We start from the raw sequence: 12,107 nt of genomic DNA on the forward strand, positions 1-12,107 counted from the left end.
CTCTGTGCGGGCGGCGGCCCGTCGTTGGTTACACGGCTTCCTTGTAGGCGAACGGCAGCGCTTCGGCGGCCACACCGGCCGCGTCGAGTATCTTCACCACACCGGACGCTCCGATGAGGGCTGCCGTGAGCGCGATCGCAATGAGCTTGGCCTGCGGCGCAGGGAAGGTGGTCCCGAGCCGAACCATCAGGCCCACGGCCACCAGGGCGTTGAAGACGATCGCCGGGACCCTCTTCACCCTTTTTTCCAGAGCAAACAGCATGAGCAGGCCCGCCAGGCACACGCCGGTCGTGCAGACGATCGCCGACGCGCCGTTGGACACCCAGACCGGATTGATGAGCAGGCCCATCGGAACTGCAGCTGCGTCGACCAGAACCGCCAGGGTCGGTAAGCTCCAGAGGAGCGTGTTGATCTCAAGTGCGTCATCTTTGCCGTCATTGGCGTCCAGCTCCGACCACAGCAACAATCCCCGCGCGACGCTGCCGAAGCCGGCAATCAACATGCACCTTGTGGAGGCGAAGACAGCCTTTCCCAACGGCGTGAATGCGTCGATCTTATCCACGAACAACGTGGTTACCGCACCGAGCGTACCGGCAACGAGCGACCAAACCACCTGGGAGATGCCGGCGAGGATGCCCAAGAGTTGCGTCGTCCCGGCGAGGGCGCGGCGGCCGCTGGAGATGGCTGCAACCGCCAGTGAGCCCGGCACCGCGATCAGCAGACAGGCCAGGTCGAGGCCGGTCAGTTGGCTTCCGACCACGGACTGATAGAGGTCGGACACAAATGGGATCGTAATGGGATTATCCCGGATGTACGACCATACGGCCGTCAGCAGCTTCTCCAGCAGGCGCATCGCGGTGTCGAACACCGCGCTCACGACGTCCAGGCCTATGTGCAGGCTGCCGCGGACCAGATCCAGGAAGAAGCGGAAGCTCTGGGAAAAGAGATCGCTGGTCGCGGTACTCAGCGTGCTCTTCAGCCGCTCGATGGTTTCACTGACATCAGCCGTGACCTTCGACTGAAGGTCGTCGAGGAATCGTGATATCTCGCCTTGAAGGCCCTCCGGCAGAGTGAACTCGGGGATTGCGACCGTAGCGCCAGGCGCCGCCGCTGCCGACGGCTGATGCGCCTGCATGGCCTGACTGCTCAGAAGACTGTCGCTCATCTTCGACTGCAGCCAGTTCGAGGTCGCCCCTCCTTTGGCCGGGTTGTTCTTGCCGGCATTACGGTTCTGCACCGCCGCTCCGGAATCCGCGCCGATGATGCCGCCGAGCTCGTCGAACGCACGATCGAGCTTGCCGCGCAGCTCGGCGAAGGCCCCGTTGCCTCTCTCCCGCGCCCGCGTCAGCAGGCTCTTGCCGCCCGGGGTCGTCGGCTTGAGCAACCGATCGAAGGATTGCTCGACTTTCGCCTTCATCTCGTTCTTGAGTTCAACGATGGCCGTCCAGTTGAAAATCAGGCTCAGGCTCTGCAGCACCTTGTCGATGGCGCCGACGATCTCGTTGAAGATGCCATGGATGATGCCGATCGCGTGCTCGACCGTATCGACGATGAAGTCCATCGTCCGTTCTATGCCGTTGACGACTGCCGTCACGACAGTCTTGACCACGTCCTTGGCCTTGTCCTCGATCTGCCTGGCGGCGTAGACAACGGCATTCTTGATCTTGGCGGCGCCGCTTTTCACCGCGTCCCACAGATCGCCCCACGACATCAGCAGGCTTTCGTGGCTGACCGGGTGCTGCGCGAGCCAGCGCTCGATCTCGTCCTTGGTCGCCAGATATGCGAAGGTCGACCGCGCGGGATCAAGGTCGAACGCGAAGGCCTCCTTGCAGACAAGCTTGCAAGCGTAGTCGCCGGCCTTGCAGCAGCAAATGGTGGCCATATCGCAGCCCGGCGCGAGGTAACGCTTGCCGGACGCAGCGAGCAGCATGTTTCTGTTCTCGAGCGAGCCCTTTACCATGCCGGAGGTGGCATTGATCATGGCCGCGACATTCGCCATGACCCCGTTGTCGTTGCGATATTTGTCAGCAACGATAAAATTCTTGTCATAGTCTTGCGCGTTTTGCAGCCGCGATTGGGTCACTTTCCCCAATTCGTCATGTAACTGTGCGTCGGGCCGGACGAGAACCCGGTCGTCGGGGTCCATGAAGCTCGTGAACAATGTCAGGGCCGGGCTGGTCAGTCCGCTGCGGAATATGCCCTTGGAGTCGACGTCTCCTGGCGGCATGTCGATGCGCAGCTTTCCGCAGCCATCGGTCTTGAGCGAGGCGGTGGATTGGGCGTCGATCCGGTACGAGGCGCCGCCACTCTCGATCGTGATCGGGCTCGTGCAGCCGACCAGCACCGTCTGCATTGCCCATGGACTGCCATTGCGGTCGTAGAGCGTGATTTCGGAGTGGACCGCAGGTCGCTTTTCTTCCTTTCCGCCCGCAAAGGCGAAATCCTGCACCAGCACGGACTCGGCATAGAACTCGCGCACGATATCGGCGAGGCGCACGGCGCCGACGGTGTCCTTGTCGGTGTAGTAGACGACGCCGTGGTCGACGCCGACGATCGAGCCATACTGGCCGGTCCTGTGCTTGGCCACGGTGCCAGTCTCCGGATCGCCCGCGTAGATGAAGATGTCGCGGCCGTTGTTCTCGGTGCAGACGGCGTAGACCAGCCCCTCGTCCTGGAACACCCCCTCTATCGGGCCCGAGCCGAACTGCATTTGCAGCACCGCCTTGCCAGTGACGGCGTCGAAGACGAACACCCGGCCATCGGTCGTGCCGGCATAGCAATATTTCGGATCGGCGGTGGCGGCGTGGGTCAGCTTCGCGTTGGCGTCGACGCGCCAGGCCAGGCTTCTCAGCGTGGGGTCCAGCGCGATCACCGTGGTGTCATTGAGAACGAAGAACGTCACCGGTCCATTGGACGCACCGCCGACGAAGTTGGCGATGCTCAGTCCCGGAACGGTGACGGTGTTGCGAAACGCAAGCGTGTGCGGATCGAACACGTCGATGAAATTCGGCACGCGGGGCACCAGCACCGCGCCGGGCGCCAGGACCGGGAAGTCACGGATCTGCGGATTGGGGACGTCGCCGATCACCTGGCCGCCGTTCGTCGGCGCAACGCGCCAGACGCCGGTTTTTTGCGCGAAGAGATAGACGGATCCGGATTGCGGCCGCACCCAGCCCGGATCAGTGTTGTAGCGGCCAATCGCGCGGGGGGCGGCCTGTCCTGTAATATCCGCTCGGTAGACATTGCCGTCGGTGCTCACGACCATCAGGCCATCATCGAATGGCTGCACCGCACGCGCGTCGCCGTTGAATCCGGTCAACTGATACCGCAGCGCGCCGGTCACTCGATCATAGCCGTAGACATTGCTGTCGAAGCACAGCCACATCTGGTCGTAAGCGAGGCACGGAAACCCGTAGGACGCGTGATGCGGCAGCGGCTTGGTCCAGTTGGTCGTGGCGGCGGAGGCTGTGAGGGTTGGCATTGTCATACTCCGGTCAAGAAAAGAGCAGCGGCAAGCGGCCCGGTGGGGCGCCATTTCCAGGTTTCGATCGAGCTGATTCCGCCGAATGCTGCTCCGAATTGGCGGAGCTTGGATGCTAAGCGCCAAATTCTTCCGGACTTGCTATTTTGCGCGGGTCGTTTTTACGCGATTGAAGACTCAATTATAGGTTGCATTTAACGAAGTGTACCATAGCGACGCAGTCGCTCGCATGTTGACCTGGCGCACACCGTCATTTCACGCGGCCAGACTTCAAGTTGCCCCGCGCAGGCTTCGACGTGGAGCATTCCTTGTCGGAGTTGTTGCTGCAATGAAATGCTCCGAGGGTGCCGTCATCGGGATATCGAGCGACTAAAGGCTAATGGCGCAGCGTCGTGGCTCCTCGATTGGATCGCCGGCCGACGGGGCGGCCCTGGCGGCGTCCAGGGCGCACGCCCCCATCAGCCGGATGGGAGATTATCCTTGGCGGTTGGCGCGATCGGCCCTATGTCTGCCGGGCATGGTTGATGCGCCACCCCAAACCGCCGACCTTCTCAACGTGCGGGTTAGCTGCGCTTACAGATTGGACCAGTTGACGGAACATGAACCGGAAAGAACGGCGTGCGGCCGGTAAGCGACGGGACGAGAGGCCAAACGCGCCTGCCTTCGGTGCCGCGGGCGTCAGCATTGCCGGCCTTGCCGCGGAAGCGAGCCGCTTCTACGGGATGCGCCGCTTCAATGAAGCGCAGGAGATCTGCCGGCAGATTCTCACGCGCGAGCCGTCCCATGTGCAGAGCCTGAACCTGCTCGGCCTGATCGCGCAGGCATCCGGCGATCACCGCGCCGCCGCGAAGATGTTCACCAAGGCGATCGCATCGGACGAGGTGAACGCCGCCTGCCACTACAATGCCGGCAATTCCTACCAGGCGCTGGGGAATCGCGCCAAGGCGGCCGCGCATTTCAGCAAGGCGCTGGCGCTCGGCATGGATGCGAGGGCCGTCGGCTTCATCCTGCAGAGCCCAACCGTCACCAGCTATGTCGGACGGATTGCCGGCAAGTGGCCGCTGCCGGTGACGAGCGCCGAATTGTTCGGCAGCGAGGGCGTCGCCCCGCTCGCCAGCGACCTGTTCCTGCGCGCGGCGATGGAAACGACGACGCTGGCGAGCATGCAGCTCGAGGTGCTGCTCGGATATGCACGCGCCGAGCTGCTGCGCCTCGCGAGCGAGCAACACGGGCATGAGGTCGACGACGATATCGTTGCCTTTGCCTGCGCGCTCGCCCGGCAATGCTTCATCAATGAATATATTGATGGACAGACCGAGGCGGAAACCGAACGTGCGGGCGCGCTGCGCGATCGATTGCTGCGAGATCTCGCATCAGGCGCCGCAATCGCGCCGCTCGCGCTGGCGGCGGTCGCGGCCTATGTCTCGCTTCACGCCCTCCCGGCGGCGGACGCGCTGTTGCGCCGGGATTGGCCGGTGGCCGTCGCCGGCCTGTTGCGGGTGCAGCTTCGCGAGCCGCGCGAGGAGATCGAAGAGCGCAGCGCCATTGCCGCGCTCACGCCGATCAGGAACGACGTCTCGGTCGAGGTGATGCGGCAGTACGAGGAAAATCCTTATCCGCGCTGGACCGTCAACCCGCTGACGGCCTTCGCCGCGGATCGGGCACGAGGACGAACCCTCGCCACCGCGGAACAGCAGGCCGAAAAGGATATCCTGATCGCGGGCTGCGGCACCGGCTCGCACGCGATCCAGATCGCGCAGGTCTATCCGAATGCCCGCCTGCTCGCGGTCGACATCAGCATGAGCAGCCTCGCCTATGCCCGCCGCAAGACGCGCGAGCTCGGCTTGCGCAACATCGACTATGCGCAGGCGGATATATTGGAGTTGAGCTCAATCAATCGCAGCTTCGACAGCATCGAGTCGGTCGGCGTGCTGCACCACCTTGCCGAGCCGATGGCCGGCTGGCGGGTGCTGGTTTCGCTGCTGCGGCCGGGCGGCACGATGCGCATCGGCCTGTACAGCGAGCTGGCCCGCCGCGTCATCGTGGACGCCCGCACCCGCATCGCCGCCCGCGGCTACCGCGCCACCGCCGACGACATCAGGCGGTGCCGGCAGGACATCTTCCGCGAGGCGGAGCAATGGAAACCGCTGATCGCCGCCAAGGATTTCTACAGCATGAGCGGTTGCCGCGATCTGCTGTTCAACGTCATGGAGCATCGCCTGACGATCCCCGAGATCGCGGCCTTCCTGAACGAGCACGGCCTGTCGTTCGGGGGGTTCGAGCCGTTCGACGATCCGGCGGTGCTCGACCGATTCCGCAAGCAGTTTCCGGGCACGGCCGACGAGACCAACCTCGACCAGTGGCACCGCTTCGAGATCGATCATCCCGAAACGTTCTGGGACATGTACGTGTTCACGGCGCGCAAGACCGCGCACTGACGGCATGGTGCCAGAGCGTGACGAGATGAAGTGCGCAATGATTGCAAACAAAAGGCGCCCCGTAGGGCGCCTGGCAACTCTCGTAGGCCGTCCGTCAGTACAGCCGATCCCCGTTACTCTTCCGGACCGTCACATCGAAGCCCTTCCCGGTCATGCATTCCTTGTAGATGCCGCCCTGGGCATAAGTCGCCTTGCGTGCCGAGAAGATGGCTTCCGTTGTACCAGCCTGCGCGAGGCAAGCAGCGCGAGCAGCAGCGTAGCCCTTCTTGGCTGCTGAGGCTGGAGACAGGCTGAGCGCAAGCGCAAGCGTGGCAAACGGCACGAGTGCGATTGTCCTCATATCTCCCCCCTCTTCCTTTTCTTGTTAACACGCGCGACGCCGGCCGGGGTCCACTCAGCCGAAGCCGTCCCTGCGCTGAACATGATGGATGCCGCCGAAGCGGCAGTACAAACCAATAGTTTCATGAGCACTCCCTAAAGAAACGTCCGAGGCTAACCTCTCAACTCAAACGGGTAAAGGAAGCGGCATGAATTTTATTTGCCGCTCCTGTTGTCGCCGCGTCCTTCACAATGGAGGCATCTCGCTAGTGGCCGTGCTGGCCCTTGCTGGTCGGCAACGGGCAATTGGTGCAGACCCTGTCGTCGCACATCCGGCAGATCGTGAAGCGATCCATCTCGGAGGTATCCTGCCGCGCCAGCAACTCGCGGATCAGCGTGGCAAGCTGCTTCCGTTCGGCTGCTGAGAGCACATCCAGCAGCGACGTCACGGCCGAAATCCGCGACGCCAGCAGCTCGTTCCGGGACGCGGCGCCTGACGCCGTCAGGTGCAAGGCGACCTCGCGCCCGTCCTTGCCCGCGCGGCGTTCGACCAGCCGGTCCGACACCAGACGATCGACCAGCCGGACCGTGCCGGAGTGCGACAGGCCGAGGATGCGCCGGAGCTTGTCGTTGGTCATGCCCTGGCCGTAGCCGATGACGATCAGGGCCGCCGGTGTCTCGCCGCCGCGGCCGACGACCTCGCGCGCGCCGTGCTCGATCCGATCCATGACGGCGAGCGACAGCGCGCCCAGCAAATTGGCGATTCCGTTTTCCATGCCGGGAATAATATGTGCGCTGCGCACAAAAAACAACTTGACCATATATGTGCGCTGCGCACATATTTATCCGGGAGAGCAACGACGACAAGAAGTGGAGAGCAGCGATGACGACCCGAAGCACCGCACTGACAAGGCCTGGCGCCGCAGGCCACGAACCCATCCTGAAATACGTGCAGGCCAACGGCGTGCGGTTTGCCTATCTCGAACAGGGCAGCGGACCGCTGGTCATGTTCATGCATGGCTTTCCCGACAATGCCTGGTCGTATCGAAAGCAACTGCAGGTGTTCGCGGACGCCGGCTATCGTGCCGTCGCACCGTTCCTGCGCGGCTATGCGCCGACCGAGATTCCTGCCGACGGCATCTTCGATCCGATCGTGCTGGGCCAGGATCTCGAAGCGCTGATCGCGGCGCTGAGCGACGACGGACAGGCCCGCGTCGTCGGCATGGATTGGGGCGGCACCTCGACCTTTCAGGCGCTGTCCACGGCACCGTCGGCGATCAAGGCCGCGGTGGTCATGAACACCGCGCACCCGATCACAATCCCGAGCCTCAGGAGCGATCCCGACGCCGTTCGATCGGTCTTCCATGTCTATTTCTTTACGGTGCCCGGCGCTCACGCGGCGGTCAACATCGAGGGACTTCCCTTCGTCGACTACCTTTGGAAGCTGTGGTCGCCGACCCTGGCGAACGACGAGCATCTCCGCTCGGTCAAGGAGACGCTCAGTTCTCCCGGGACCATGAAGGCGGCGCTGAAATACTACAATGGCCTGGTCGATGCGGGAGTCGCGGGCCGGCTGCCGATCAAGGACATGCACACGCCGACGCTGACGATCTATGGCGGCAACGATCCGACAGCGCGGTATTCGATGAAGGAAGAGCCGCTCTTCAAGGGGCCGCATCAGCGCATTGTCTTGCCCGATGTCGGGCACTTCCCGCATCTCGAGCGTGAGGCCGAGGTCACCGGTCTGATCATGGACTGGTTCAGGACGCACGCCGCCGACTGAGCGAGCGCGCCGCAACCAGCGGCCGCGCCAAAGCGTTTTTCAAATTCTCTGAGAAGGAGTGCGCGCAATGGACGCCACGACACAGCAACACCTTGCCGAAACGTTTCGCAGTCTGCACAGGAAGGGCGACCCGCTCGTCCTGTTCAACGCCTGGGACGTCGCCACCGCCAAGGCCATCGCGAAGAGCTCGCCGGCGGTGGCGACCAGTAGCGGGGCAGTCGCCTCCGCGCTCGGCTACGCCGACGGCGAGAATGCTCCGCTCGACATGGTGGAAGGCCTGGTCGCGCGGATGACCGCTTCGGTGTCAGTTCCGGTATCGATCGATCTGGAGGCCGGATATGGCGACACCGCGGAGGCGGCCGCGCATTCGGCGGCCAGGATCCTGAAGGCCGGTGCCATCGGCATCAATATCGAGGACGGGCTTTTGGGCGGAAAGCGACAGCTCGTCGATCCCGAGCAGCACGCCGCGAAGATCACGGCCATCCGGGGTGCCGCGCAAAAGCTCGGAATTGACCTCTTCATCAATGCGCGTACCGATCCGTTTCTGCTGAAATTCGGCTCGCCGGAGCAATGCCTGGATGAAGCGGCCAGGCGCGCAAGGGTCTATGCCGATGCCGGCGCCGATGGAATCTTCGTGCCTGGACTCACCGACCTCGCGCTGATCGAGCGCTTCGTGCAACTGACGCCGCTGCCGGTCAACATCATGGTGACACAGGGCGTTCCCGCAATCGGCGATCTCGCCCGTGCCGGTGTGCGCCGGATCAGCCTTGGACCGTGGCCGATGATGGCGGCGATGCGCGTGATCGGACAGGCCGCCGCCGCGGTCGCCGCCAGCAAGCAATACGGCACGTTTCTGCAGCCGAACGCGAACGCATAGCCTATTCGACCACCTCGTCGGCGCCGCTGACGACTGAAGGAGAGAACTCGCGGCCAAGCAGCTTGGCGGTCCTCAGGTTGATGACGAACTCGACCTTGGTCACCAGCTGTACCGGAAGATCGGCGGGCTTCTCCCCCTTCAGAACCCGGCCGGCGTAGATGCCCGCCCGTCGATGCGACTGCATGAAATCTCCGCCATAACTCATCAATCCTCCGGCCAAGGGGAAGTCCCGCGTTTGCGTGATTGCCGGAACGCCATAGGTCATCGCGAGATCGGCCAATCGCTGGCTACGAAACGCAAAATAGGGATCGGAGGTGAAAACCAACGCGTTTGCCGATTCTCGCGCCACCGAAGCGAATACGGATTCAAATTCCTCTGCCTTGCTCGCGCTGAATATCTTCAGATGGACCCCTAGGGTTTCGGCGGCGGCGTGCAGCCGCTGCAATTGCGAGCCGGCGGTTGGACTCGTCGGGTTGGTGACGACCCCCAGCGTGGTCGCCGCCGGCAGGAGCTCTTGCATCAATTCGAGTCGTTTTGGCGACACGTCGACGCTCAGGCTCGAGACGCCCGTGATATTGCCTCCCGGTCGCGACAGGCTGTCCACCACACCCAATTGAACGGGGTCGCCGCCCATCTCAAACACGATTGTCTTGGTGACGCCGGCGGCCTTTGCGGCAAGCGCAACGGGCGCGCCGCCGGGCGCAACCACCAGATCGACGTCGCGCGCGATCAATTCGCCGGCCAGTGCAGGCAGCCGGGCATATTGCCCGCTGGCCCATCGATACACGATCGCCACGTTGTGGCCCTCGACAAAGCCGGCTTCGCGAAGTCCCTGGTGGAAAGCCCTCAGCCGGCTGCCAAACAGCTCCGGCGATTCCGGACAGAGATAGCCGATCACCGGCATGGACGGCTTCTGCGCGTGCGAGGATGAGGTCCAGACCGCGGCGGCCGCCATCAACAACAGGACGTCGCGCCGCCTGGGGCGTCCGCGCGACGTTGCTGCATTAGCGTGAGCGCAACTCATACTCGACCGACCCGCTGCCCACCCGCTGTCTGGGCGAGCATATCCCACGATGCCCGGCCAGTCGCCCCGCGGATTGTGCCTGGCATCCGCAACCGTCTCGGCTAGAGCGCATCATGAGAAATTCCAAATACCGGAATTGCCTCATCGAAGCCCTTGATTTGGCGACTTCCGAGATCCTCGATCAAGCGCTTGCCCCTCACACTTGTCGCGGTGTCGGTGTCGATCAGGATTTCGCGATCTGCGGCAGATGCGCACAGGCGGGCGGCGAGATTCACGACGCTGCCGATCGCGGTGTAATCGAGCCGGTCGTCATAGCCGATCCGCCCAACGGTCGCCGGTCCGCTGGCGAGACCTATTCCGAAGCCAACCTGGTAGCCTTGAGATCGCCAATTCGTGATCAGCCCTTGCACACGCTTCTGCATTTCGACCGCAAGGTCGACGGCCCTGAGCGCCGGCTCCTCGACCGGAACGGGTGCGTTCACCAGCACCATCAGCCCGTCGCCGGAGAAACTGATCAGCGTCGCTTCAAATTGCGCAATGACCCTGCCCAGAACCTCATAATACCCGGACAGCACGCTCATGACGTCCTCAGGGGCGACGCCGGCGGAAAACGCGGTGAACCCGCGCAAATCGCAGAACACGACGACGACGTCGGTGCGGCGGCCATCCAGCACGCTGTCGTCACCGGCGCGATCGACGAGATCGGCGACCTGCGGTGCGAGAAACCGCTTGAGCTTCGTGATCCGCTCCTGGTGCTGCTGCGCCACCGCGAGCTCGCCGGCCATCCTGTTGAAGCTGTTGGCCAGACGCTGAAACTCGTCCCCGGTCTGGATCGAAATGCGGTGCTCGAACGATCCGGCGCCGATCCGCTCCGTCCCCTCCTCGAGCAGCCTGATCGGCTCCGTCATCCGGTGCGCGAATGCATAGGCGAGCAGCCCTGCGAATATGGTGCTGCCTGCGAGAAGCACGGTCGTCCGTTGCAAGGCGGCGTAGATCGGGGCGTAAGCCTCCGAGAGCGGCTGCGCCACCACGACGGTCCAATCCGGCCCCGCCACGGGCGCCTCGCTGGCGGCAACTGGACGTCCCTGTGCATCACGGCTCGTGGCAAAGCCTTCTCCCGGACCGATCGCGTCGCGTATGGCGCGAAATGGCCGCGACGTCGTCTCTTCCACCCCGCGGAGGACGAGGCTGATGTCCGGATGGGCAATGAGACGCCCCTGCCTGTCCAGGACAAAGGCGAGGCCGGTCTCTCCCACCGTGATCGCCGATACGACATCCCAGATCAGCTTGAGATTGACCTCGGCGATGGCCGCGCCGACCGCAGGCCGGTTGCCCACGATCGCCACCGTCAAATAGGGTTCAGAGCCTCGGTTGTAGCTGACATCGCTGAACCAGACCCGGCCGGCGTGGGCGCCGACCAGGGCAGGATCGGCCGACCGGTCCGTACGGCTTTCAATTCGATTGAGGCCGAACCGCGAGACATGGAGGCGTTCCAACCCATTGTTGTCGATCAGCGTCAGGCTGACGATGGCGGGCGCCTGACGAAACAGCCGCAAGGCGTCGGTTCGCCGCCCGTCATCCGCCTCGTCGGTCCAGGGCAGCTGGACCAGCCAGCCGAGCTGGCTCGCGATGTCGGAGATGAAGTTATGAATTTCAGCGGCGGCGGATGTCGCCTGCACGCCAAGCAGCTGGTCCAGCCTCGCACGCTGATCGCGGTAGCCGAACCAGGCTTCAATCGCGCCATTGATCGCAAGCGGAAGCGCAACTGCCAAAAAGAGCGCGAGGAAATACTTTGGAAAGAGGCCGCGAAACCGATCTCGGACAATCATGCCCCGATACCCAAAAATGCGACGGGTAGATCAATACGCCAAAAATAGCCTTGCCTGCGGTCCGGCGCTGCCGCCATTCCGCATCTGAAACATAGGCTGTTTGCCGCTCCGACCAAGGGGACGCCGCCGCTCCGGGCGCCGCTTCGCTCGCTTTGGCGGGCTATACAAATCCGGTATAGCTGCGCGCGCCAGATGCGAAGGGAATTATGGCTGCTCGCGGGCTAAGGCTTCGGCGTGAGGACACGCCAGCGCGCGTCCCCAGAGCTCCGCTCCGATCAAATCGGAACGAAGCTCTCGATTGTTGTTTTGACGCGTTTTCTTCACGCGAACCGGTACCCGCTTCGCCTGAAAACGCTT

At 63.5% G+C, this 12,107-nt stretch carries 8 protein-coding genes; 3 read left to right on the plus strand and 5 right to left on the minus strand.

Annotated elements, in window-relative coordinates:
* Window positions 1–28: 28 nt before the first annotated feature.
* Window positions 29–3,481, minus strand: a complete 3,453-nt coding sequence (locus tag BI327_RS40225; protein WP_076867175.1) for an outer membrane protein assembly factor BamB family protein — start codon at window positions 3,479–3,481, stop codon at window positions 29–31.
* A gap of 599 nt (window positions 3,482–4,080) precedes the next feature.
* Here BI327_RS40225 and BI327_RS40230 point away from each other — a divergent pair.
* Window positions 4,081–5,919: a class I SAM-dependent methyltransferase gene (locus BI327_RS40230; RefSeq protein WP_245335076.1), complete on the plus strand. Its 1,839-nt coding sequence runs from the start codon at window positions 4,081–4,083 to the stop codon at window positions 5,917–5,919.
* Between the two features lie 94 nt (window positions 5,920–6,013).
* Here the strand turns inward: BI327_RS40230 and BI327_RS40235 are convergent, their stop codons facing one another.
* Together BI327_RS40235 and BI327_RS40240 are read right to left on the minus strand one after the other, a co-directional pair.
* Window positions 6,014–6,259, minus strand: coding sequence for a hypothetical protein (locus BI327_RS40235; RefSeq protein ID WP_076867176.1), 246 nt, complete (start codon window positions 6,257–6,259; stop codon window positions 6,014–6,016).
* 244 nt (window positions 6,260–6,503) lie between these two features.
* Window positions 6,504–7,013 (minus strand): MarR family winged helix-turn-helix transcriptional regulator, encoded by a 510-nt coding sequence (locus tag BI327_RS40240; protein WP_076867196.1) that lies wholly within the window; start codon window positions 7,011–7,013, stop codon window positions 6,504–6,506.
* 107 nt (window positions 7,014–7,120) lie between these two features.
* On the opposite strand from BI327_RS40240, the gene BI327_RS40245 reads away from it, so the two are divergent.
* Together BI327_RS40245 and BI327_RS40250 are read left to right on the plus strand one after the other, a co-directional pair.
* Window positions 7,121–8,020, plus strand: coding sequence for an alpha/beta fold hydrolase (locus BI327_RS40245; RefSeq protein ID WP_076867197.1), 900 nt, complete (start codon window positions 7,121–7,123; stop codon window positions 8,018–8,020).
* 67 nt (window positions 8,021–8,087) lie between these two features.
* On the plus strand, window positions 8,088–8,897 hold the full coding sequence (locus BI327_RS40250) for an isocitrate lyase/PEP mutase family protein (protein WP_076867177.1): 810 nt from the start codon (window positions 8,088–8,090) through the stop codon (window positions 8,895–8,897).
* A gap of 1 nt (window position 8,898) precedes the next feature.
* Here the strand turns inward: BI327_RS40250 and BI327_RS40255 are convergent, their stop codons facing one another.
* Both BI327_RS40255 and BI327_RS40260 read right to left on the minus strand, forming a co-directional pair.
* Window positions 8,899–9,852: an ABC transporter substrate-binding protein gene (locus BI327_RS40255; RefSeq protein WP_083742426.1), complete on the minus strand. Its 954-nt coding sequence runs from the start codon at window positions 9,850–9,852 to the stop codon at window positions 8,899–8,901.
* Window positions 9,853–10,022: 170 nt separating this feature from the next.
* On the minus strand, window positions 10,023–11,750 hold the full coding sequence (locus tag BI327_RS40260; protein ID WP_076867179.1) for an adenylate/guanylate cyclase domain-containing protein: 1,728 nt from the start codon (window positions 11,748–11,750) through the stop codon (window positions 10,023–10,025).
* Window positions 11,751–12,107: the final 357 nt, after the last annotated feature.

It is taken from the genome of Bradyrhizobium mercantei, assembly GCF_001982635.1.
GTDB classification, from domain to species: domain Bacteria; phylum Pseudomonadota; class Alphaproteobacteria; order Rhizobiales; family Xanthobacteraceae; genus Bradyrhizobium; species Bradyrhizobium mercantei.

Bases quoted from the DNA above. Each gene is read 5' to 3' on its own strand.
- BI327_RS40225 (WP_076867175.1), bottom strand. From the start codon at position 3,481: ATGCCAACCCTCACAGCCTCCGCCGCCACGACCAACTGGACCAAGCCG.
- BI327_RS40230 (WP_245335076.1), top strand. From the start codon at position 4,081: ATGAACCGGAAAGAACGGCGTGCGGCCGGTAAGCGACGGGACGAGAGG.
- BI327_RS40235 (WP_076867176.1), bottom strand. From the start codon at position 6,259: ATGAGGACAATCGCACTCGTGCCGTTTGCCACGCTTGCGCTTGCGCTC.
- BI327_RS40240 (WP_076867196.1), bottom strand. From the start codon at position 7,013: ATGGAAAACGGAATCGCCAATTTGCTGGGCGCGCTGTCGCTCGCCGTC.
- BI327_RS40245 (WP_076867197.1), top strand. From the start codon at position 7,121: ATGACGACCCGAAGCACCGCACTGACAAGGCCTGGCGCCGCAGGCCAC.
- BI327_RS40250 (WP_076867177.1), top strand. From the start codon at position 8,088: ATGGACGCCACGACACAGCAACACCTTGCCGAAACGTTTCGCAGTCTG.
- BI327_RS40255 (WP_083742426.1), bottom strand. From the start codon at position 9,852: ATGGCGGCCGCCGCGGTCTGGACCTCATCCTCGCACGCGCAGAAGCCG.
- BI327_RS40260 (WP_076867179.1), bottom strand. From the start codon at position 11,750: ATGATTGTCCGAGATCGGTTTCGCGGCCTCTTTCCAAAGTATTTCCTC.